Origin of the sequence: Bacillus sp. HY001 (assembly GCF_007558965.1) — a bacterium.
Taxonomy (GTDB): domain Bacteria; phylum Bacillota; class Bacilli; order Bacillales; family Bacillaceae_G; genus Bacillus_A; species Bacillus_A mobilis.
Genome location: NZ_VLTE01000056.1, coordinates 1 through 22,600, shown reverse-complemented (window position 1 = coordinate 22,600; position 22,600 = coordinate 1). Strand labels below are relative to the sequence as shown.

Sequence of the window (22,600 nt, the reverse complement as noted above, 5' to 3'; positions counted from 1 at the left end):
AGTTTTAAGGGGAAATAAATAAAAGATGGGGTTAACCCCATCTTTTTCCGAAAAATGAATATGTATAAATTTCTTCTCCTTGAACAAAGAAATCCTCGTACTTACCTCCTCGTTTCAAATAGTTTGAAGTACTTTCATCAATCGAATGAAACTGTAGATTTTGGATCTCTTTCGTTACTTTTGAAAGTGTAAAATTTGCTCGAAATTTATTTGTAATTTGGCTATTTGAGCTGAAATTTTTAAATAAAATAAATAAGCTTAATAAAAAGCAATCCATTTTAAAAAGCGGATTTAACTCGTGAAGTAAAAAATTTTCATGCTCAAAACTATAATTGCTCGTACCAGAATGATCAATTACAATATCAACAGACTGATTCTGAATAGGGATGTTCAAAAAATCAGCACAGATAAAGAGTATGTTTCTTTTCGGATTTCTTCTTGCTAATACATTTTTTAAAAATATAAGTTTATTTAAATCTCGATCCACTGCAATGTATAGGCAATCTTCGGGTAGGTCTTCATAAATGTTTCTCAAAAAGAATCCAAGTCCCGATCCTATATCCAGTATTAATTTGTTACTTAAATCTAAATGTATTAGTTTCTTTTTCGCCCATTCCCCTTCTTTAAGCATATTTTCCAAATATGCCTTATCAGTTTCATAAATATAATCCGAAATAGTATCTTCCAGTGCCGTTTGCCCATTTACTTTAAATGTTTTACCAGCAGTTATAATTCCTGAAGTAATACTATATTCTTCACCACAATTACAAATTAACTTCCCCTCGGTAATTTGATTGTTAGTAATAATTCCATCTTGAAGAATTAATTTTTTGCTACACTTAGAACATGTCAGTAAATGTAGTACACTTAAATCTATTCCTATAATTGAATTAGAAGTTTCACTTGTTAATAATAAATCATGTAACACTTCCTTTAATTTATCCCGTTTTTTCTCCAAAAGTTCTATTTCCTGTTCCAACTTGTCATATTTCAGCTTAAATAAAGATTGGTAAAAAGTATCTTTTTTGTAATTCATAGATTTCGCTAAATTTTTATAAAAAAATAGTTCTTTAATTTCATTCAAGCTAAACCCTAGTTCTTTGTAATGTAATATAAGTTTTAAATCTGTTTGACAATACTCATCAAAAAAATAATGCCCTCCCTTTTTTTCAGGAATAATGAGACCCAGGTCCATATAATGTCTAATTGTATCAATACTTATGTTATTTAATTCTCCAAATTTACCTATTTTCATAGCATCACTACCATTTGTATATTTTTTTATATAGATTTCTATTTTTATATTTAAAAACCCTTTAAACTTTCGAAACAACATTATTTACGTTATCTATGAGGTATTTGGATGCCACATATTTTATAGGTGTATAATCCTTTTATTTAATTAAATTTCCATCGCATAGAATATACAGGAATTTATAACTTAATATAGAAAATTAAAAGGAGAAGTTTATATTCTAAATAAGGGGACATACATACGGAATGAGGGATTAGAAAATGAAAATTGCAATAGTCTGTTTCGATAACTTTACTGATATAGATGTTTTTTTACCATGGGATTTATTAAATCGTGTACGTTTAGTTGGCGGTGTTTCTGATTGGAACGTTCAACTATTAGGAACGGAAAAAACTCATATATCCATGTCTGGTTTACGTATTCCCATGACAGGAAGCATATCTGATATTCCTACTGCTGACGCAGTAATATTTGCAAGCGGTAAGGGTGTACAAGATTTATATAAAAACCAAGAATATATTAATAGCATTCATTTAGATCCTCAAAGACAATTAATAGGATCTATGTGTTCTGGTTCATTATTACTAGGAGCTAAAAAATTGCTAACAGGTAAAAAAGCGACTACATATCCGTCCGTAGTAGAAAAGCTTAAAGAATTCGATGTAGATGTTATTGAACAAAGTTTCGTAAACGAAGGAAATATCTCCACTGCTGCAGGTTGTTTTGCTGCTCAAGATCTCTCAGCTTGGATTATAAGAACCCTAATCAATGAAACAATGGTCGATACTGTACTAGAAACTGTTCAGCCAGTAGGAAAAGGTTTATATTTTTAATTTTAAATCTAGTTGAGAGATTGGTTGCTCCTAAAAACGTTAAAATGAGCTTTTTACTTAATGGCGACGTAATATGCCTCCATTTTCAATTTAATTAAATAAAAAACCCGCGAATCATTCACGGGTTTTTCTCTTAATAACTAATTGCTATTGTACCTTCACCTGCATGAACCGCAAATGAAATTGGTAATGGATATAGTTTGAAATCCATTTCAGGGAATGCTTGTCTAATATCTGAAATCCATTCTTCAGCTCCATCTTTATCGTTAGCATGGAACATATGAAGTACTTTTGGTAATTCTTTTTCAAGTTCATTTTTAATGTATTCTCGACATTTTTGGATTTTGCGAACTTTCTTTTCAAGTAAAAGCTCTCCACCTTTTACTTCTAATATTAAGTTGACACTTAATAAACTTCCAAGTAAAAATTGAACCCCTTTTACACGTCCACTTGCGTAAAGGCCTTTTAAACTTTTCGGGAACACGTGGAAAGGTCTTCTTTTTTCATCTGCTAATGTATTGTGTATATCTTGTAACGTCATACCATCATTGTATAACGATTTCGCTTTTCTAATTAGTTCATCCATTGGATAGCTTGTTGTTTCGCTATCTAATACCGTTAATGGGAAACCTGCCATGTCTGCAGCTAACTTCATGTTTTGATAGGTTCCACTTACTTTTCCGCTAATAGCAACTGCAAATCCCTCTTCATATTCTTCTTTACATTTCGAAAATAACTCTACCATTTCCCCTATGTTAGGCTGTGATGTAGTGACAGTTTTACCTTCGTTTAACGCATTATAGACGCGCTCACGCACACCTTCTTCACAATCTTTGTACGACACACCATCAATAATAACTTCAATTGGGATAACAAAGTTATCTCCTTCTGTTGTAAAACTCGCAGTTGTACTATCAGTAATCCAAGCAACACGCTTCATGTTGTTCCTCCCTTAATTCAATTCCTCTTTTCTGACTTTTCTATATATTTATGTTACGAAAAGAGAATATCCCTGTAATAGTAACAGGACTTTATTGTTTTGGCTATAGTAGATGCATATTAAATGTGAATATTTTTTGTCATTTTCACGAAAAAAAGAAGAAAACCGAAGTATTTGCCCCATTTTCTTCTTATCGTGCATTATTTAAAAGTATCATTATCTAAAATTACAACATAATCATTCGTCAATCGGCCAGCTTCTTTCGTGTAACTAACAAGTCTTTGTATGTTATCACAGCTAAGTTTTGCTCCCCATACGAGTAATGGTACACCGATAAAATCGATATGGAACCTTCTAGAAAATAGTCCACCGAAAGTCATAGGTAAAGGTACTGTTGGTGATGTATTAGAAAAAATAATTTTTTCATGGCTGTGGTAATGTTTTTGCAGAATCTCTCCTAAATGCTTCATCGCAGGTACGATGACTTTAGATGCCCCGCACCCAATTGTATATACAGGATTCCCATATTCATCTACTCCATGAAAAATGATTTTCCCCATATCCTCTGTTTTCAATTTATTAAAGTAATCTACATTTAATATTTCTTCTTTCGTTAACTTACGATCCGTTGGTAATTTATTTAAATGATACGCTGCAGCGAGTGCAGTTGAATGCGTTCCGCCGAAATCTGTGTAAATGAATATCATATTATCATCCCTTGTTGTAAAAATTCAATGTTATTTAGTATTACCGTTCACAGCATTGTTAAACAAGGGATACATGTATTTATACTTTTTGAATTAACTCATTATATTTTTTCCAAATATAATATCGTCTACTTATTACTGTAACTAATGTGACGCATAAAAACGCATTCGTTACAACCATTAATGTGTAATGCGTACTGCCAGAAAACATACTTTGCTTAATTACAATTTTCGCACCTAAAATAATAAGAAGAATTATTGCGCTTAACCAATTTCCTTTTCGTAATACATGACCCGTTTCACTATCTATTCGAAATGTTAAAGCTTTTCCTCTAATAACCCCAAGAACCAATCCAATTCCGAGCATGGCAACAAATAGTAGTAATTGTAATATAGTCAATTGTCCCATATGAATAATGGACTGGATTGTTACAAAGCACAACAAAGCCGGAACGAGCCAAATACGATTAACTTTCACTTTACGTTCCTTACTTTGCATTAATACGATAATAAGAATAACAAGTAAAATATCCATTTAGTATCCCCCTTTATACTTGTTTACCTATAAAATTATATTCACCTCTTTTTACTCCATACTTAAAATGCGATAGCCACTTTAAATTGTAAAATATGGAATGTGATTCCTCATTAGTCTGAAGAATTAGTTTTAAAAATAAAAAGACATACTTTTTACTCGTACGTCTTTAGTATCTTTATTTTATAAAATAAAGGTTTTCTAGTTAGTTAAAATACTTTTCAAAACAAAAACAATCATGAACTCGTTTAAATTGTTTTCTTATCTCTTCATTATTTTCACCTGTATAATGAGCAAATGTTTGAACTGAATATAACTGATCTATATTACTTTTCATTACACCTTTTATCTCGTCTGTATGATCGGAGTATACGTGTAAATATGAATCTACATTTACAAATCCGTTCTTTTCATACCATCCATGTACCCATAGGTTGTCTCTAGTCCATGCTTCTAATCGATTTAGGTTATGTTCTTTCGCTAACTTCTCTGCCTCATTTAATAGTTGATTAGCAATCTTCATTCTACGGAAATCCGGATGAACTGCAATATGCCAAATCATGCCGCCACGACCAGTCCCTCTTGAACAAACTGTACGTTCTTCTAATTCATATTCAATATCTATTAAACCCACAATTTGATTTTCATATAGAGCTACTAATTCAATAGCAGGATTTTCATATTTTTCTTTCTCTCTAAAAACATTATCGTAATATGCTGTATCTAAAAAAGATAATACACGGCAACGTACCCATCCTGTTTCATCAGATTTTTTATACGCTCTAATTTCTATATCCATATAATTAAAAAGCTCCTTCTATTTCTGTCATTAATTTTTCGGGTCCTGTTCCTTTATTTGATGGAATAACTAAAGTAATTCCTAAGTCTGGATATACGGCCGAGCGAAAACTGACTCCTGGATCATATCCCATTACATGATATTTGAATATCTTATTTTCTCTTGTTTCAATCCATATTCCATAGCCGTAAGACTGATTATTATTCACTTGAATGTGAGGAGTTAAAAGTATCTTTGTATATTCTCGGCTTACGATTTCATAGTTAAACAACGCTTCCCAGAACTTCAGCATGTCTGGCGCAGTAATAAAAGCTCCACCATCAGATCCTCCTATTATTGGTATAGAGTAAATGTTTGTCCTCCAATTTTGGTTAATTTCATCTTTTATATATCCGAGAGCTGTGTGCCTTGGTAATGTATCTAAAGAAAAATAGCCAGAATCGTTCATACCAATTGGATTAAATATGTTTTTTTCTATATACTCCGTAAATGTAAGTCCTGTCTGTTCTTCTATAATTAATCCAAGTATGATAAACCCAGCATTGTTGTAGTGAAACTTACTTCCAGGTGCAAACATCATATTTTTATTTTGAAATAGTGGTAAAAGGTCTTTTAAACTTTTTAATAGATACATAGGAGTTTGTTTCCATAGATCTTCGAAGTTATCCATAATACTTTCATCAAAATAATCTGGAATACCCGAACTATGCGTCAATAGATGATGTATTGTAATATCTTCATTGAAGTTTGGAAAGTTACTACTTAAACACTCTTTTAACTTTGTTTGAAAAGTAATTACCCCTTTTTCAACAAGTTGACAGATACCGATAGCAGTGAATATTTTACAACCGGAGGCAATCCCGAACTTTGTTTGTAGCGTATTGTTTATACATTCATTTCGATTTGCGTAACCAAATGCCTCTTCATAGACTAAGCCTTTTTCTTCTTTCACTAAAATTACCCCAGAGAAATCTATATGTCGATGTATTTCTTTTACAACGCTCTCTATTTGATCTTTTGTTTTCATTACAAAAACCACCCTCGTTTATCAATATTGTTCACCCTTCTTATATTTCCATATATAGGAGGGTGAACCCTCCTATTGAATATCATAAAGCAAACCAAGCGAACTATTTGGAATTAATTGACTCAGAGGAATGCACTTTAGACTGTGATGGTAATAAAGTAAACACACACAATATGATAGTAATAAGTAGCATTACGAATGATCCTACGATAACGACAAGTTGTATAGAAATAAATTGAGTTGTAACTCCGAACAATATCGTAATTAAAATGGTTATGACCGCAATCACAAGCTCATAAATACTCCCAATCCGTCCCATCATATGGACAGGTACATTATTTTGATAAAAGGTGTTAAATCCTGTATTTGCATATGCCATAGAGAAAGATAAAATAAAGAATCCGATAGTAGCTATTAAAAACTCATTTGAAAAAGCATAAATTAAATAACCGATAGCGATGAATAATGATCCTATTCCAATTAAAAATGAAGGTGTTAATTTTTTTGATAATATTGTATTTGTTATGGCTCCTAAAATAAACCCGGCTCCAGCGATACTAACTAAAAAGCCATATTCACTATCTGTTAACAATAAAACTTCTTTCGCAAATGACAATTCAAGTGAATCAGTTGCGGCAACTAAAACCATCATCCCTTGAAATAAGAAGTACACAAAAACGATATATAAAGATTTCTTACTGAAATTTAAAACGATGTTCCAATCTTTTTTTAATACAGCTAAAGATAACTTGTCATTTGACGTAGTAATATCGGATTTTATATCAAGATTAGGTAACAGTAATGTAATTACTCCTGCTAAGAGAAATGCTATAGCATTTATATATATAGCAAACTCTGGTGTACTTGCAATTAACAATACTCCCGCTATCGCTGGGCCAATTAAAAATGCACCAGATCCTATTAAACTACGTAATGAGTTAAAATGTTGTCTTTGCTCAACTGGAATTAATTTCGTCATATACGTCATAGCAGTTGGCTCATAAATTGCACTGGCCATACTAATAAAGAATACGAACACATAAACAATCCAAAGTGATGGAACTAAAGGTAAAATAGCGATAAATACTGCACGATATATATCGAGGTGAATCATTAACTTCCGTTTATTTAAACGATCAATCATACTTCCTGACCAAGCGTTTGTAAATAAAGCGGCTAATGGTTGAATTACATATAAAGTAACAACAGCTAAGGCTGAGCCCCCCATATTATAGACAAGTACATTCAGTGCTATTAAGTAAATCCATGCCCCTAAATTTGCAATACCAACTCCGGACAGTAGTAATAAAGGATATTTCCAATCTTTAAGTAAGTTTTTCATTTTAGGCCCCCGCTTTCCAAATTGTTTTAAAACAATAAAAAAATCCCACCCCCAAGACTTTTAGTCTTAGGGACGAGATTTATCATCGCGGTGCCACCCTAGTTTGTTAATATGTCGCCATATTAACCTTATCAGGTACTGCATTGTAATTCATGCTTATACCATAGCTCTATAACGGGAGCTCCCGTCACACCATCCCCTCATAATAAGTTCCGATGCGCTGCTCAGAGACTTGGTTCAATAAAGAATTTTTACTCCTTTTCAGCTAAATGGAGCTCTCTGTGAAAAATTCATTTTATTTACTCTTCTCTTCACTGCATTTGATTTTTTCCATATTATCACAATTATTTTTAACTGTAAATAAAAAATAATCAGATATTTAACGGGCTGCTTCTGTTAATTCACTTATTTATTATTTTTTCTAAAAATTACGGTGCGTGAAATTACTTATAACTCTAAAAAGAACCTATTGGATCTAGGCTCTTCAAAGTGTTGAAATTAATTTGTATTCGCCTCTGCTAACGGTTGTAACGGTGGTTCTAAGTCTAGTTGTAATGCATCTCCTTCTTGTATAGCTTGTCCTTTTTCAATGCTTTGATTTGTTACATAGCCCGTACCTGTAGTTTTTAAATCTAATTTTAATAATTTAGAGAAATACATAACATCACGCATTGACCAACCTTGTAAATTTGGCATTCTTGCGTTGCTTCCTAATAAAAATATACGATCACCTTCACTCATTACTTCACCAGACTGCGGATATTGTTTTATTATTTTCCCTTCACCTAAAATTATCGGTTGGAACTTCTCTTTTTTTACATTATTCTCTACGGTATCCATTGATTGATTGACATGATTTTGTACTTTTAATTGAGATTTTTTCGTTGCATCGGCCATTTGTTTTTCTGTATATGGTTTCACTTTTAAATATTCAAGACTATTTTTCACAACAGGTTTAAATATTTCAGCAAGTGGCTTAGCTCCATACTCGTCTCCCTTTAACTTCGGCTGCTTAATAGCTAAGTATACAATTAATTCTGGGTCATCAATCGGAGCCATTCCTAAAAATGAAAAAATATAATTTTCTTTTCCTTCCATATAACGTCCATTTTCAGGATTCGGAATTTGCGCTGTTCCTGTCTTACCTCCTATTGGATAACCATCCACTTTATACATTGTACCGGTACCTTTTGAAGATGTAATAACACGTTCCATTAAGTTCCTTACCTTGTCCGCTGTCTCTTTTTTTATCGGATTCCCAGTTTCTTTCGGTTGATTTTCCATAATAACTTGTTTGTTAGTTGGATTTACAACTTTGTCAACGATATATGGTTGCATCATTTTCCCGTCATTAGCTATAGCAGTAGCTGCTTGGATTAATTGAATCGGAGTTACTGTAGAACCTTGCCCGAAAGAAGTTGTAACTTGTTGAATTTGTGTATTTAATAATAAAGTATTTTTACTTTCACCAGGTAAATCTATTCCGGTTTTTTGGTTGAATCCAAATTTATTCATATATTGCTTAAATTTATCCGGTTTTAATAACTGATCTTCTAAAATAGAAAAAGCTACGTTTGATGATCTTTCAAAGCCTTCATCAAATGTAATAGATCCCCATCCAAATCCACCGTTATGATCTTTAATATCAGATGAACCAACGGAATATTTTCCGGATTGGAAATATTCTTTCCCGTTATATACTCCTTCATTAATTGCAGCAGCTAGCGTAAATATTTTCATTGTTGAACCTGGTTCGTATGCATTTGCGATTGGATCATTTAAAAAATATTCGATATCGCCTTTATTAGGATTAAAACTAGGCTTACTAGACATTGCTAAAACTTTTCCTGTCTTTGGATCCGCTATGATTCCTACTAACATAGAAGGATCATAGTGCTCTTGTGCCTTATTCATCGCTTCTTCTAAAAAACTATTAATTTGTTTATCGAGCGTAAGATATACGTTATTCCCATTTTTAGCGGGTTCTATTTTCCCTATATCATTTGTAAGCGGGATTCCTCTTGGTGCTCCCACATATTCTATTTTCCCATTTGTCGAGCGCAAATATTTATCCAGACTCTTTTCAAGCCCAAATTTCCCTTCTGTATTTCCTTTATCATCAGGTCTAGCAAAACCAAGTATATAAGATGCAAAATCTTCATTTGGATATACTCTTGCTTTCTCTGTCATAAAGGATACACCTGGGATTTTTAATTGCCTAATTTGTTCCTTCACTTCTCTAGATAAATTCCGGCCAACTTTTCCAATTTCAACTTGCGTACGTCCCTCATGAAAATTTTTTAATACATCCTCTTTATCAATTTCAAGCGCATCAGCTAATTGTCTTGCAGTTTCCTCTTTATTTTTCACCTTATCTGTACCTTTCAAATTTACAACGACACGATACGTTGTGGAATCTTGGACTAGTACCTTTCCATTTTGATCATATATAGTGCCACGATTTGCTTCCAAAACACCATTTTTATTATGTTGCTCGTTTGCAAGATCCTTTACATTCACATTATGCAAGACTCCTACTGCCTGAATATAGAAAAACCGCGAAAGCATAATAAGAAACAAAACAATAAAAGCAACCATAAAATACCGCGCGCCTTTATTCGTTTGAAGTTTATGCATATTTATCCCCTTTCTTTCACAAATAATTACTGCGATAGTGTGCTAGAAATTATGTAGTTTTTGCTTTCAATACTATAACTTTCGAACTTTTCCTTTTAATTCCTTTAAATCGTTCTGAATGTAGCTATTGTTTCTGCTTTTATTTTATTTTTCTATTTATATTACGGTGCGTGAAATTTATGAATATTCCGCCGTATGATGATTAACTTATAATAAGCTACAAATTTAATAGGTGCTAACCCAGTTGTTCTTTCGCCACTCTTTTAATGCATATGTCCTTTTCTTGTGCACAATAAAAAAAGTTCTCCTCTGGATTTCCAAAGGAGAACTTTTAAACAAACTTACAAATAGTTATTTATAAGAATTAAGCTATATGATTATATTTCGCTAAAAAAGGAATTCGTTTCGCTACTAATGCGTACATTTTAAATACAAATTTCGCTATCGGTTCAAACATACGTGTACTTTGCACTACTAAACCGCTCGTAATAAATGTTAAGAAAGCAGCGCCAAGTATATCTAGAGGATAATGAACTCCTACGTACATACGTGAAACACCAACTAATACTGCCCAAATAAGAGCGACATATTTAAGTTTTTCTCCTCTAAGTAAAAATACAAATGCAATAGAAAATACAAGTACAGAATGATCACTTACAAATGATGAGTCTGCTGCATGTGGCACTAATTGATGTACATCATGTGATACAAACGGACGTGGATGGTAATATACCGCATGTATCACAACATTTACTAGTAATGCGATAATGACTGAAAGTGTCGTATATAACACTGTGTATTGTTTTTTAATTGCATTGACTTTTTTTCCATTATTAAACCATAAGATAAACATAAACAAAACTGCTACATATACAGCACTATTTGTAATTGCAAGCATTAGCGTATCTAATAGTTTGGACGATCCAGCAAAATTATTAAACCATTGAAATACTGTGTAATTCATAATACTCTCTCCTTACATAAAAGCATTCTTGATTTACACAGTATACAACATCAATATGAAAATGGGCTTAAACTTTTCTCATCAAATTCTCACTTTACTAGTACTCATTTGACAATAGTAAGACTAATTATATCGGCTAATTATGTATAAAGCTGAAAAACCTTTAAAACAATACGAATCATACGCTTTTTATGTGTAGAATACATAACATAGTTATTTAAATATACTAGTTGCGAAATCATATTTTTATTACATACGAAGTGCGATATTACCAAATTGTTCTCCTTGTTCCATACGATTTAACGCCTGAATGGCTTCTTCTAACGAATATATTTTATCAATAATTGGTTTAATTTTATGTTTCTCTATAAACATAACCATTTCATGAAATTCCTCACGGCTACCCATAGATGTTCCCATTATATCGATTTGATTATAAAATAATGCTCGTAATGGTAATTCAATTTTATCTCCTGAGCTTGCACCGAAATTAACAATTCTCCCATTTGGTTTTAATACATCAAAGTATTTTAAAAATGTTGCTGGACCTATACTATCAATTATTAAATCTACTTTCTTTCCGCTTAAACTCTCTTCCCAATTTCCAGAACTATTAAAAGAAAAGTCTGCACCGTATGTTTCGGCAAACTTTCTTTTACTCTCTACTCTTGAAGTAACACTTACTTTTGCACCAATTGCTTTTGCAAATAACATAGCAAATGTCGCTACACCGCCACCTATCCCTGGAATTAAAACATGTTCTCCACACTTTAATCTACCCTTTGTAAAAAGTGCTCTATATGCAGTTAGTGCCGATAAAGATAGAACCCCAGCCTCTTCCCAAGTAAGATATGACGGTTTTGCCACTACATTTTCAGCTGGCACAATAACATATTCTGCAAACGTTCCATCTTTCGGTCCACCTAACACCTCTGGTAACTCAGGTATTTCAGCAATATTATCCCATCCGATACTAGGATTAATAATAACCTCGGTTTGCAATAAAGCACCTGAAACCCCTTCTCCAATTTCCGTAACAATACCTGCACCATCTGATCCTAGAACTAACGGTAATTGCATTTCTTTTCTATTATTCATTATAAATAAATCACGATGATTTAAGCCGGCTGATTTTAATTTCACTTTCACTTCTCCAGCATTGGGTGTTATCTCTGGTAATACTTTATATTCTACCCCTTCAAATCCAGATTTATATTGTTGTACGATAGCTTTCATTATTATTCCCCCTTAATGATTCTAATGTACTAGAAAGTTCGGGATAAACAAAATAATTTGACCATAAAAAAGAAGGAACGCACAAAACATCCCTTCTTTCCGAATTATTTAAGTGAAACGGTAGGCAGTGTAATCGTAACGATTGTTCCATCGCCTTCTTTGCTCTCTATTTGTATCGTTCCGTTGTATTTCTCTATAAGTCGTTTTGCAATAGACAAACCTAGACCATTTCCACCCTGTTTTCGACTTCTTGCTTTATCCACACGATAAAAGCGGTTAAGAACAAAAGGTAAATCAGCTTCGGGTATTCCCGCTCCACGATCTATAATACGAATTTTAACTTTCCCTGATTGTACACTAGATTCAATACAAATATATTTATTAACTTCTTTTGTATATTTCACTGCGTTATCCATTACGATAATAATAATTTGTTCTAAGTAAGATGAAGGTATTGAGACATATGCCGCATCTCCACCTAGTTTCATATCAAATTGAAATTCAGTTTGAAGTACGCCAAAGTTTTGTGTAACTTGTTTTAATATGCTATTTACATGGACTGGATCAGCTGCGATTGGATGCATCTGTTCTGATTCAGCTCTTGATAGTTCTAGCAATTCTAAAACTAACTTATTTAAACGATCAACTTCCTTTAAACTGGATTGAAGCGATTTATCTAAAACTGCTGGATCATTTTTCCCCCACCGATTTAACATGGACAAGTGTCCTTGAATAATTGTTAGTGGTGTTCTCAATTCATGGGATGCGTCTTCTACAAACTGTTTCTGTTGTGTAAAAGAAGTTTCTACCTCATCCATCATTTCGTTAAAAAGAAACGATAATTTTGCAAGTTCATCATTATTTTCACGTACTGGAACTCGTTCATTTAGTCCATTTTTCTTAATACGTTTCATCGTATCCGTTATATTTTGAACACTTGATAATAGTTTTTTCGTAATTAGTAAACCACCTAAAAAACTAAAGATTAGTCCACATATTCCGGCAATAACCATTACCACTAGAATAATTTTTAATAAATGATCGAAAGCCTCTAAGTTTTTCGTAAGTTCAATAGTACCAGTGAACTCTTTTGTTTGAATTGGTATACGCTGAACTAATATGCGATCTTCTACATGTCTTTTTATAAATAATTCCTCTTGTGTAACTTGTTTTGGTTTTATCCACGCTTCATTAAACTCTCGCGAAACAGTAACAATTGTTTTCCCGTCCATACCGATAATACGAATCATTTGATGTTTATCAATCATATTGTTTAAGAAATCTTTACTGTTTTCAAACGTTTTACTCGAAAGGGTATCATTTTTATCTTGGAAATATGCCGCTATTTCTGTCACTTGTCTATTTATTTGTTTCTGTTCATAGTCTATAGTCCACTTATTTATTACAATAAACTGCAGAGCACTATATAAAATGAATAAAATAAATACTAGAGTCGTCGACCAAAGTGTTAGTTTCCACTTTATAGGTAGATTTCGAATTCGATGCACAATATTTTTAATCATTTCATTATATATCCAGCACCGCGGACCGTTTGGATATATTCCTCCTTATCCACACTATGTAACTTGTTACGTAAATAACGAACGTATACATCAACGATATTTGTCTCAACCATCGCGTCATATCCCCATACTTGATCCAATAAAACATCACGGGTAAGTACTCTATTAATATTTTTCATAAACATCAGTAATAGTTCAAATTCTTTATTTGTTAGTTCGATTTCTTCATTTCCTTTCGTAATCGTTCGCGATTCAATCTGGAGCTGTAAATCTTTGAATGTAAGAGATGAAACATGTTTATTTTCTATATGTTCTTCTCGTCTAAATATAACTCTCATTCGCGCTAACAGCTCTTCAATTGCAAATGGTTTCGGAAGATAATCATCAGCTCCGCTATCTAATCCTGTCACGCGGTCCATAATACTATCGCGTGCAGTCAACATAATAATAGGTGTATTTTTAGTTGCCCTTAATCTACGACACACTTCTAGTCCATTTAACCCAGGCAGCATTAAATCAAGTAAAATAAGATCATAATTTGTTTCAAGTGCGGCCTCTAATCCCTCCCTTCCATCAAACTGAATGTCTACCTTATATCCTTCATACTTTAATTCTAATTCTAAAAAATCAGCTAAACTTTCCTCATCCTCAATAATTAATATGTGTTGCAACAGTAATTCCTCCTATACAGTTAAATGAATGAGTAATCCTATCCCAAATATAATTGCAATGATTTGATGTGCTTTTCTATACAATATCAAGTTTGTTTTTTTATTATGTTTCTGTAAGAAAAATCCAACGATTCCTAGTATGATTAAAATGAAAAGAGAGAATATACCACTATAAAATATAAGCAAATGCCGACTTCCTTTTACTAAGAAATAAATGCCGTGAGTAATTGATACAGCTAATACAGTATATCCAATTAACACGTGAAACTTTTTAATAAAAAGATATACATCCTTTATCAATTTAAACCCAATTATATTTTTCTTTTTTAAAAATAACCATATATGACGTAAAATCCATAACGATGCAGCTAAAATTGCGCCGTATTCACCGAAAGAACCTAATTTCTTATTTAACCCTTTCATATTTAATGCGTTGCCGTATATTACATTAATAAATAACAATGCTATACTACAAAAAATAATAGTAATGCCTATAATTTTAACATACAAATGAAAATACTTATTTCTTAGTAGCTTCTCCAATTCATTCAAGCTCCTTCCTTATAAACCTTCTGTAACAAGCAGAATATCAAATTAAAAAGAAAGGAACATGAGAGAAAGATTAAAATAAAATGAGAATTTAAAGATCACTTGAATTTTCTAGTGATCACTTTTAGCTAATTTTATTATATTTTGAATAAACGGCGCTTTTGCACTTGTATATGAAACACGATCAAACGGATATGTAGCTGCAAGTTTCTCTTTTAATTCTCTATATTCAATTTGTGCCCATTTATGTTCTATAAGAAAATCGCGAAATAAAATGTTATTCTTCCACTCCTCACTATTATAAATATAAACATGTAAATGATGGGTACCAGCTCTCCATTTTCCCTTTCTAAAAAAACGCCAATTAGGTGTTTCTTTTGGAACATATTCATATCCAATTTTTATTAGCGCTTCAATCCACTTTTCGATAATTTGCAAATCCGTTACGCCAATCATCATATCTATTAGAGGTTTCGCTCCTAATCCCTCTACAGATGTACTTCCAATATGTTCAATAGCAATACAATCTCCTCCGAATAAAGAAATAAATTTCTCTTTTTCTATTACATACTCTTCATGCCAGTCATTCTGATATGGTTTAATTACGATTTGTTGTTCCACTTTTTCCACCTTCTTATAATTATTTATTATTATATTTATAAAATTTCATGTGATTAACATAGGATTTTCACAAAATATGTCGAATACTGAAATATACAACTTATATTATAATAAATGCGAGGTATATTATGAAAGCTAATCCAGTTGAAATTCAGTTGAATCAAATAACATTCCAATTAAAAGAACATCATAATTTTGATTGGCTTACGAAATTAGGAACCGTATTTGCGGTTTTTGACCAGCAAGATTCAGGTAATCTATCTTTCGGTGTAGAAAAAGATGGGCATAAGAAATTTATTAAATATGCAGGAGCAAATACAATTGCATATAACGGTAAAACCAGTGATGCTATTGATAGATTAAAAAATTCAGTTTCCCTATATGAGACATTAAAGCACGAGTCGCTTATACAATTAATTGAGCATTTTCCTGTTCAATCTGGATATGTTTTAATTTTCGATTGGTTTGATGGTGAATGTCTTCATTCGCATTGGAGTTTTCCGTCCCCTGAGAAATATAAAAATCCAAACTCTCCATTTTATAAATTTAAGCATTTATCAGTTATGGAACGCATTCAATCCTTAAATTCAATTTTTTCTTTCCATACATATATCGAAGAGAAAAACTATGTAGCAATAGATTTTTATGACGGTAGTATTTTATATAATTTCCATACAAATGAAACGCTGATTTGTGATATAGATTTATACAATAAGAAACCCTATGTAAATACAATGGGACGGCTATGGGGATCCTCGCGTTTTATGTCCCCTGAGGAATTTCAGCTAAACGCTATGATTGATGCGAGAACAAATGTATTTAATATGGGGGCAATGGCTTTTGCTCTTTTAGGTGGTGAAAAAGATCGTTCTTTTATAAAATGGGAAGCAAGTAAGGAGTTATATGAGATAGCTTTCCGTGCTGTAAGTGAAAACCGTACGGAACGATATGCATCAGTTGAAGAATTTTATGAAGAATGGTTAAACGTAGCAAATGCTAAAAAGATATAAACTTATATTATTAAAAGCAAAAAGTTTCTACTATAATCATGTATAATACATATGAAATAGAAATTCAAAATAATGAGGCATATATCATGAACTTTGTTTATATTAATCAAAACGTATTAAATAATCTTCTTTATATTTTAAGTAGTATATTTATTTTCTATTTTATATATGATAGCGGGCGCTATTTGAAGAAATATAAAAAACTACTTATTATCCTTTGTACGAGTATCCCTCTTATTTTATGTATGCGTTATCCGATTTATATGGATGAAAATTGTATTCATGATTTAAGACAAATACCAGTTATAGTTGGTACACTTTATGGTGGATTCCCTGTCGGTATCATTTTGTTTGCTATTTTATTAATTACAAGAATTTCATTTTATGGATTTAGTATGTTAACCATACTCGTGTATGGCACAATGTTTATCATTACAGCATTCGCATCCGCAAAATTTAATACGTATAATAGGAAAATTAAAGTAGCTTATGCAATGTTTTTAACATTTTTTCTAGCAATATTTACAACTGTAATTGTATTAACTTTATCGGATTTTGAAGTGAATAATTTATACATTATTTATTTCATAATATTACCGACTATTTTGATGTTATTTGCAATTTATTTTAATGAAGTTTTAAAAGATGCAATATGTATGCGAGCGAAGCTGATAAAAATGGAAAAAATGGAGATTGTTAGCCAACTCGCTGCTAGTATATCGCACGAAGTAAGAAATCCCTTAACTGTCGTAAAAGGATTTACACAGCTTTTAAAAACACCGAATTTAACTCCTGAATCGAGAGACGAGTATATTAAACATATACTTGAAGAGTTAAATCGTGCCCAAGAAATTATCGATGATTACTTAACGTTTGCCAAGCCTGCTCCAGAAAAATTAGATCATATTTCAGTAGAACAAGAGTTAAATCGAGTTATTAATATGATTTTGCCATTATGTAATATGAATACAATACATATTACAAAAGATTTCTCTAAGGCAACGATTGTTGGTAATAAACAGCACTTTCAACAATGTTTTTTAAACTTAATAAAAAATGGTATTGAAGCAATGCCTAATGGTGGTACTTTAAATATCTCTTCATCTATTAGTAATAATAAAGTTATCATACGAATTGAGGACAGCGGCATTGGTATGTCACAAGAGCAAATAAATCGATTTGGCGAACCATATTTTAGTACAAAAACGAAAGGTACAGGTTTAGGTACCATGGTTGCTGTTAAGATTATTGAAACGATGCAAGGTAGTTTAAAAATCCGAAGCGTTATTAATAAGGGTACATCTTTGACAATTACATTCCCAAAATGGAATACGAACTCATCTGAATACAAATAAAAAAGGAGCATTTATGCTCCTTTTTTATTTGTATCGATACATAAGTATCTTCTATGTTTTTTAAGTTTACACTTGTGGAGACTAATTAGAAATTAGTACCCTCCGCCCCAGCAGCTGCATCCAACGATAATTAATAAAATAAATAACACAACTAATAAAGCGAAACCTCCACCAAAACCACAAGAACCACCGTAACTCATAATTTCTCCTCCTTTTGGTTTGAAAACTAATAGGTAGTTGATCATTTTAACTGGTTCGTATTATACATTATGTAAATATCCCTTTTTTGAGCATGTCTACAAAAAAATAAGTAAAAGCACTCATTTGAGAGTGCTTTAAAATGGATACCAAAAGTTTTGAAATACATGTAACTTTAAATATACTGCTACAATTAAAATAAAAACACCTACAAATAAAGCAATGAAATCTCCGCTTTTTGCTTTATTTGTATAAAACCACGTACGTTTAGCCTTTTTTCCAAATCCTTTTAAATCCATTGCATTTGAAACTGTATCGATTCTCTCTAGTGAATGAATAATTAAAGGCCAGAAAATTAAGACACGATTTTTCATACGAGTCCATAAACTTGCTTCTCCTTTTTCAAAGGCTACTCCTCTCGCCTCTTGTGCATGTTTAATAATTTTATATTCAGACTGAATATCAGGTATATAACGTAACGCAATTTTTATTGCATAGGTTATCTTATAATGAATTCGAAATTTACTTAAGCTACTTACAAATTCACTTGGATCAGTCGTATAAATAAAAATAAGTGTAAATGGTAATAACGTAAAATATTTTAATGAAAGTGTAGCTGCATAAAATAATGTTTCATAAGTAATTGTCGCATATCCGATTTGTAAAAACGAAGTATATGATTCAGTTAATTCAGATCCATGTGTTGGTGTAATAAATAAAATCATGACAGAATTTAATAAACTAAATGTAAATATAACACTAAAAACAATTAAAATTTTACGAAATGGAATTTTTGCAATTAGAAGTCCGATACAGCCAATCATAAATACAATAAACAATATACGAAAATCAAAAAACAAAAAAGTAAGCGTCATACAAAAAATAAATAACAATAATTTCACTGCTCCATCCATACGGTGAAAGTATGTACTATACATGTTCCTCCCTCCTAGTAACCTCAAAATAAAGTTCTATAAACCTTTCAGGATAGGCAATCCCACTAAAATTAACTAGCTTGAATAAAGAACTTTCCCTTAGGTTCGCTCTTTGTAGCGTTTTTGAATGACCTAATACGATAGACGCAGTATTATTTGCAATAATTTCCCCTTCGTGTAAAACGATTGCTCTATCTGCGTATTCTAATGCGAGATTCATATCGTGTGTGATAAAAATAAAAGATATTCCCTTTGCAGCTAGTTTTTTAATACACGACATAAACTGTTTATAATGATAATAATCTTGTCCCGCTGTCGGTTCATCTAAAATGATCAGTTTCGGATTTGTTGTTAGTACAGATGCAATCGTTACTCTCTTTTTTTGTCCATAACTTAATGCCTGAATTGGCCAATTACGAAATGGATACAAACCACAAATTTTTAATGTTTCTTCCACTCTAAGCTTAATTTCTTCCTTTGAAACTTTTTTTAATTTTAATGAAAATGAAACCTCTTCTATTACAGTAGGTTGCGTAATTATATGATTTGGATTTTGCATCACATAAGATATAATCTCTCCACGTTTACGAATAGACCAAGAATTAATATTTACTCCATCAAATAAAATCCTATCATTTTGTGTTTTGTTTATGCCTATAAGACTATGAGCTAATGTTGATTTTCCAGCGCCATTATGACCTAAAAGTGCTACAATTTCCCCTTCTTTTATTGAGAAATTTATATTTTCTAATATTTTTTGTTTATTAGGATAGGAGAACGATAAATTTTCTACTTTTAATAATTCTTTATTGGTAGGAGTGCTTTTACAAAAAACTTGCTTCTCCATCCACTCATTTATTGCGCTACTTACACTTTCTCTTTGAAGATTTTCGAGTGGATATATTACGCCATTATTACCACCAAAAGGTAATCTCTTTAATCCTTCTATGTACATAGGTTCTCTTAAGCCGATAGATGGTAATATATTTGACGTTAAAATCTCTTCTGGAGTTCCTATCGCAACAATTCTCCCGTCATCCATTAAAATGATTTTATCTAAATCCAGATTTAACATTTCTTCTATTCGATGTTCAATAATTACAATTGTTTTATTATATTGTTTATGTATATCTTTAATAAGTTCTATTGTATGTAAGCTACTTACAGGATCTAAATTCGCTAAAGGTTCATCAAATAATAATATATCGGCATTCGTTGTTAACAACCCTGCTAGAGAAACAGATTGTTTTTGTCCCCCTGATAATTCATGTGGACTTTGTTTATGAAAAGAATGCATCTTTACCTTTTTTAATGAGTCTGAAACAATTTTTTTCATAGTGTTTTGATTTACACATTCATTTTCTAAATAAAAAGCTACATCCTCTTCTACTGTAAGACCAATAAATTGAGCATCTTGATCCTGCAAAATTGTTCCTACCTGTTTACTCTGTTCAAAAATACTCCCTTTCCTCGGGTCTTTTCCGGCAATTAAAATATTTCCAGTACTAATCCCCCCATAAGAAAACGGGATTAGCCCATTAATACAATGAGCTAACGTTGACTTCCCTGAACCACTACGTCCAGCAATTAATACTTTTTCCCCAGGATATATATGAAACGTAATGTCTTTTACAGTAGGCTGCGCCGCATGCTCATATTGAAAACTAAATTGTTCAAAAGAAATCATTGGTTGCATGTTAACATCCCTACTTTTCAATTTTTAAATGTGTATGTTTCTTATTAGACTTAGCTAGACCTATTGTAATTGGTAACCCAAGTACTAAAAATACAATAACATCCGCAATTGTTGCTCCTAATACTTGTATAACAATTTTGTCAAACGGTTCTCCCATCACAATAATATCGAATGCACCAGCAAATATAATAGCAATGACAATACCAAGTAACCCCGCAATAGCTAAATAAGAAATATTCGCCATATTATACGTCCCGTTTTTCACACTAAAGCCAACTCTTTTTTGAATGAGTCCCATTGCAAAGCCGATAATGCCTGAACTAATAACCCATCCCCACCAAATACCCCAACCAGCGATTGTATCCGTTACGGTATGACCGATAAGTCCTATTAGCAGTCCTGCCACTGGGCCAAATAACGCTCCAAAAACAGTTAAAATAGCTAATGCAGGTTTAATAAATGTATTTGGTGCAATAGAAAATCCCCAAAGTCCTAATATGCCGTATAATGCTGCTCCAATTCCGATTGCCACTACTAACTTCGTTGATAATTTGTTCATTACAATTCCCCTCTCATATTAGTCAACTTTAATTACTCTATATTTATTTTAAAATTGAATTATGCATCGACACTCCCTTTCTATACAACAAAAAATGACCCCTTATATAAGAGGTCATTTTCTTTCACGTTCAAGAATCCTCTTATCTTCCAAAAAACACATCGTGTCCTCTGCGGAATTAGCACCTTCCTATAAATGTACATAGGGGTTGCTGAGGTTTCATAGGGCCGTTCCCTCCACCTCTCTGGATAAGTATTAATTTGTAATTCGTATTATGGCACTAAGAAGAATAAATTTCAATACTTTTCTAATTATTTTTATTTTTTGTTAAATGATACATTTAAATCATTGTATTCTTATCGGAATTATGAAATAATGAACTCAAAATTGTTTCGGGAGGAATGTATGATGAAAGTAATTGGTTTAATTGGTGGACTAAGTTGGGAATCTACATCGTTATACTATAAACATATTAATACACTTACACTCTCTCAATACGATCAAAATGCAAAGCTTGTTTTATATAGCATGGATTTTGGTGAGGTAACTACCTTACTACAAAATCATCAATATGAAGAAGTGAAAAACGAATTAGTCACCGTTGCAAAAAAGGTTGAAAATTCCGGGGCTGAATGTTTATTAATGTGTTCCAATACGGTCCATTTATTTGCTGAAGAAGTAGAACAGGCAATATCAATACCACTCCTTCACATCGGTGATGTAAGTGCAAAAAAAATGGTAGAACAGAATATAAAACGTATTGGACTATTAGGAACAAGACAAACGATGGAACAAGACTTCTATAAATCTCGTCTAGCGAATTATAACATTGAGACAATCATCCCAATTAAAGAAGAAAGAGATTTTATACATCATGTTATTTTAAATGAATTAAGTAAAGGAATTATTTCAGAATCATCAAAAGAAAAGCTATTACAAATTGCAAAATCATTAATTCAAAATGGTGCAGAAGGCATATTACTAGGGTGTACTGAAATTCCTTTGCTTATTTCTCAAAACGACCTTACTGTACCTGTTTTTGATACTGCTTTAATACACGCAAATACTGCTGTGCAGTTTGCAGGATAATAATATAAAAGCATAAAGGTTATAATCTGTACCCTTTGTAAAGGACATTTTGAAAAAAGTTAGGCAACATCAAGAAGATGATTTCTGTATCCAACAGGAGTCATCTTTTTTAAATTCCA

The 22,600-nt window shown here is 32.0% G+C and carries 22 protein-coding genes, 1 riboswitch and 1 other annotated feature; of the genes, 4 read left to right on the top strand and 18 right to left on the bottom strand.

Features of this window, described 5'->3' with window-relative positions; genetic code table 11:
* Positions 1–31 precede the first annotated feature (31 nt).
* Positions 32–1,255 (bottom strand): MerR family transcriptional regulator, encoded by a 1,224-nt coding sequence (locus FOT98_RS22840; protein ID WP_063263431.1) that lies wholly within the window; start codon positions 1,253–1,255, stop codon positions 32–34.
* Positions 1,256–1,515: 260 nt separating this feature from the next.
* On the opposite strand from FOT98_RS22840, the gene FOT98_RS22835 reads away from it, so the two are divergent.
* Positions 1,516–2,088, top strand: coding sequence for a DJ-1/PfpI family protein (locus tag FOT98_RS22835; protein WP_063263397.1), 573 nt, complete (start codon positions 1,516–1,518; stop codon positions 2,086–2,088).
* 133 nt (positions 2,089–2,221) lie between these two features.
* On the opposite strand, the gene FOT98_RS22830 is transcribed toward FOT98_RS22835, so the two are convergent.
* From FOT98_RS22830 to FOT98_RS22770, 13 genes are all read right to left on the bottom strand, one after another.
* Positions 2,222–3,028, bottom strand: coding sequence for a DegV family protein (locus FOT98_RS22830; protein ID WP_063263396.1), 807 nt, complete (start codon positions 3,026–3,028; stop codon positions 2,222–2,224).
* Between the two features lie 200 nt (positions 3,029–3,228).
* Entirely contained in the window at positions 3,229–3,735 is a 507-nt protein-coding gene (locus FOT98_RS22825) for a DUF3189 family protein (protein WP_063263395.1), read from the bottom strand.
* A 79-nt stretch (positions 3,736–3,814) separates the two neighbouring features.
* The gene (locus FOT98_RS22820; protein WP_063263394.1) at positions 3,815–4,270 is read right to left on the bottom strand and encodes a CcdC protein domain-containing protein; all 456 of its coding nucleotides are present in this window, start codon (positions 4,268–4,270) and stop codon (positions 3,815–3,817) included.
* 205 nt (positions 4,271–4,475) lie between these two features.
* Entirely contained in the window at positions 4,476–5,069 is a 594-nt protein-coding gene (locus FOT98_RS22815; protein WP_063263393.1) for a GNAT family N-acetyltransferase, read from the bottom strand.
* A gap of 4 nt (positions 5,070–5,073) precedes the next feature.
* Entirely contained in the window at positions 5,074–6,096 is a 1,023-nt protein-coding gene (locus FOT98_RS22810; protein ID WP_063263392.1) for a serine hydrolase domain-containing protein, read from the bottom strand.
* Between the two features lie 103 nt (positions 6,097–6,199).
* The gene (locus FOT98_RS22805) at positions 6,200–7,438 is read right to left on the bottom strand and encodes an MFS transporter (RefSeq protein WP_063263391.1); all 1,239 of its coding nucleotides are present in this window, start codon (positions 7,436–7,438) and stop codon (positions 6,200–6,202) included.
* A 65-nt stretch (positions 7,439–7,503) separates the two neighbouring features.
* Positions 7,504–7,762 (bottom strand) — a binding site (T-box leader).
* Positions 7,763–7,936: 174 nt separating this feature from the next.
* A complete protein-coding gene (locus FOT98_RS22800) occupies positions 7,937–10,075 on the bottom strand; it encodes a penicillin-binding protein (RefSeq protein WP_063263390.1) in 2,139 nt (712 codons plus the stop codon).
* A gap of 364 nt (positions 10,076–10,439) precedes the next feature.
* Positions 10,440–11,039: an undecaprenyl-diphosphatase gene (locus FOT98_RS22795; RefSeq protein ID WP_063263389.1), complete on the bottom strand. Its 600-nt coding sequence runs from the start codon at positions 11,037–11,039 to the stop codon at positions 10,440–10,442.
* Positions 11,040–11,288: 249 nt separating this feature from the next.
* On the bottom strand, positions 11,289–12,275 hold the full coding sequence (locus FOT98_RS22790; RefSeq protein ID WP_063263388.1) for a zinc-binding dehydrogenase: 987 nt from the start codon (positions 12,273–12,275) through the stop codon (positions 11,289–11,291).
* Positions 12,276–12,379: 104 nt separating this feature from the next.
* Positions 12,380–13,798: a HAMP domain-containing sensor histidine kinase gene (locus tag FOT98_RS22785; protein ID WP_061678538.1), complete on the bottom strand. Its 1,419-nt coding sequence runs from the start codon at positions 13,796–13,798 to the stop codon at positions 12,380–12,382.
* A complete protein-coding gene (locus tag FOT98_RS22780) occupies positions 13,795–14,469 on the bottom strand; it encodes a response regulator transcription factor (RefSeq protein ID WP_063263387.1) in 675 nt (224 codons plus the stop codon). The genes FOT98_RS22785 and FOT98_RS22780 overlap by 4 nt, the downstream gene beginning before the upstream one ends.
* A gap of 12 nt (positions 14,470–14,481) precedes the next feature.
* On the bottom strand, positions 14,482–15,012 hold the full coding sequence (locus FOT98_RS22775; protein WP_063263386.1) for a hypothetical protein: 531 nt from the start codon (positions 15,010–15,012) through the stop codon (positions 14,482–14,484).
* A 117-nt stretch (positions 15,013–15,129) separates the two neighbouring features.
* A complete protein-coding gene (locus FOT98_RS22770; protein WP_063263385.1) occupies positions 15,130–15,639 on the bottom strand; it encodes a GrpB family protein in 510 nt (169 codons plus the stop codon).
* 128 nt (positions 15,640–15,767) lie between these two features.
* Here FOT98_RS22770 and FOT98_RS22765 point away from each other — a divergent pair, with 128 nt between their 5' ends.
* Positions 15,768–16,649: a protein kinase family protein gene (locus FOT98_RS22765; protein ID WP_063263384.1), complete on the top strand. Its 882-nt coding sequence runs from the start codon at positions 15,768–15,770 to the stop codon at positions 16,647–16,649.
* A gap of 86 nt (positions 16,650–16,735) precedes the next feature.
* Positions 16,736–18,004: a sensor histidine kinase gene (locus tag FOT98_RS22760; RefSeq protein ID WP_063263383.1), complete on the top strand. Its 1,269-nt coding sequence runs from the start codon at positions 16,736–16,738 to the stop codon at positions 18,002–18,004.
* A gap of 92 nt (positions 18,005–18,096) precedes the next feature.
* On the opposite strand, the gene FOT98_RS22755 is transcribed toward FOT98_RS22760, so the two are convergent.
* The 4 genes from FOT98_RS22755 to FOT98_RS22740 form a co-directional block, all read right to left on the bottom strand.
* Complete coding sequence (locus tag FOT98_RS22755; protein ID WP_000120182.1) at positions 18,097–18,204, bottom strand: YjcZ family sporulation protein; 108 nt, start codon at positions 18,202–18,204, stop codon at positions 18,097–18,099.
* Positions 18,205–18,339: 135 nt separating this feature from the next.
* Positions 18,340–19,140 carry an energy-coupling factor transporter transmembrane component T family protein gene (locus FOT98_RS22750; protein WP_063263382.1) on the bottom strand — a complete coding sequence of 267 codons (801 nt, stop codon included), beginning with the start codon at positions 19,138–19,140 and terminating at the stop codon, positions 18,340–18,342.
* Positions 19,133–20,833 (bottom strand): ABC transporter ATP-binding protein, encoded by a 1,701-nt coding sequence (locus FOT98_RS22745; protein ID WP_063263381.1) that lies wholly within the window; start codon positions 20,831–20,833, stop codon positions 19,133–19,135. Before FOT98_RS22745 ends, FOT98_RS22750 begins: the two co-directional genes overlap by 8 nt.
* A 10-nt stretch (positions 20,834–20,843) precedes the next feature.
* A complete protein-coding gene (locus tag FOT98_RS22740; RefSeq protein WP_063263380.1) occupies positions 20,844–21,392 on the bottom strand; it encodes an ECF-type riboflavin transporter substrate-binding protein in 549 nt (182 codons plus the stop codon).
* A gap of 139 nt (positions 21,393–21,531) precedes the next feature.
* Positions 21,532–21,647, bottom strand: a riboswitch (SAM riboswitch).
* A gap of 150 nt (positions 21,648–21,797) precedes the next feature.
* Here FOT98_RS22740 and FOT98_RS22735 point away from each other — a divergent pair.
* Complete coding sequence (locus FOT98_RS22735) at positions 21,798–22,481, top strand: aspartate/glutamate racemase family protein (protein WP_116758395.1); 684 nt, start codon at positions 21,798–21,800, stop codon at positions 22,479–22,481.
* Positions 22,482–22,600 lie beyond the last annotated feature (119 nt).

Bases quoted from the DNA above. Each gene is read 5' to 3' on its own strand.
- FOT98_RS22840 (WP_063263431.1), bottom strand. From the start codon at position 1,255: ATGAAAATAGGTAAATTTGGAGAATTAAATAACATAAGTATTGATACA.
- FOT98_RS22835 (WP_063263397.1), top strand. From the start codon at position 1,516: ATGAAAATTGCAATAGTCTGTTTCGATAACTTTACTGATATAGATGTT.
- FOT98_RS22830 (WP_063263396.1), bottom strand. From the start codon at position 3,028: ATGAAGCGTGTTGCTTGGATTACTGATAGTACAACTGCGAGTTTTACA.
- FOT98_RS22825 (WP_063263395.1), bottom strand. From the start codon at position 3,735: ATGATATTCATTTACACAGATTTCGGCGGAACGCATTCAACTGCACTC.
- FOT98_RS22820 (WP_063263394.1), bottom strand. From the start codon at position 4,270: ATGGATATTTTACTTGTTATTCTTATTATCGTATTAATGCAAAGTAAG.
- FOT98_RS22815 (WP_063263393.1), bottom strand. From the start codon at position 5,069: ATGGATATAGAAATTAGAGCGTATAAAAAATCTGATGAAACAGGATGG.
- FOT98_RS22810 (WP_063263392.1), bottom strand. From the start codon at position 6,096: ATGAAAACAAAAGATCAAATAGAGAGCGTTGTAAAAGAAATACATCGA.
- FOT98_RS22805 (WP_063263391.1), bottom strand. From the start codon at position 7,438: ATGAAAAACTTACTTAAAGATTGGAAATATCCTTTATTACTACTGTCC.
- FOT98_RS22800 (WP_063263390.1), bottom strand. From the start codon at position 10,075: ATGCATAAACTTCAAACGAATAAAGGCGCGCGGTATTTTATGGTTGCT.
- FOT98_RS22795 (WP_063263389.1), bottom strand. From the start codon at position 11,039: ATGAATTACACAGTATTTCAATGGTTTAATAATTTTGCTGGATCGTCC.
- FOT98_RS22790 (WP_063263388.1), bottom strand. From the start codon at position 12,275: ATGAAAGCTATCGTACAACAATATAAATCTGGATTTGAAGGGGTAGAA.
- FOT98_RS22785 (WP_061678538.1), bottom strand. From the start codon at position 13,798: ATGATTAAAAATATTGTGCATCGAATTCGAAATCTACCTATAAAGTGG.
- FOT98_RS22765 (WP_063263384.1), top strand. From the start codon at position 15,768: ATGAAAGCTAATCCAGTTGAAATTCAGTTGAATCAAATAACATTCCAA.
- FOT98_RS22760 (WP_063263383.1), top strand. From the start codon at position 16,736: ATGAACTTTGTTTATATTAATCAAAACGTATTAAATAATCTTCTTTAT.
- FOT98_RS22755 (WP_000120182.1), bottom strand. From the start codon at position 18,204: ATGAGTTACGGTGGTTCTTGTGGTTTTGGTGGAGGTTTCGCTTTATTA.
- FOT98_RS22750 (WP_063263382.1), bottom strand. From the start codon at position 19,140: ATGTATAGTACATACTTTCACCGTATGGATGGAGCAGTGAAATTATTG.
- FOT98_RS22745 (WP_063263381.1), bottom strand. From the start codon at position 20,833: ATGCAACCAATGATTTCTTTTGAACAATTTAGTTTTCAATATGAGCAT.
- FOT98_RS22740 (WP_063263380.1), bottom strand. From the start codon at position 21,392: ATGAACAAATTATCAACGAAGTTAGTAGTGGCAATCGGAATTGGAGCA.
- FOT98_RS22735 (WP_116758395.1), top strand. From the start codon at position 21,798: ATGATGAAAGTAATTGGTTTAATTGGTGGACTAAGTTGGGAATCTACA.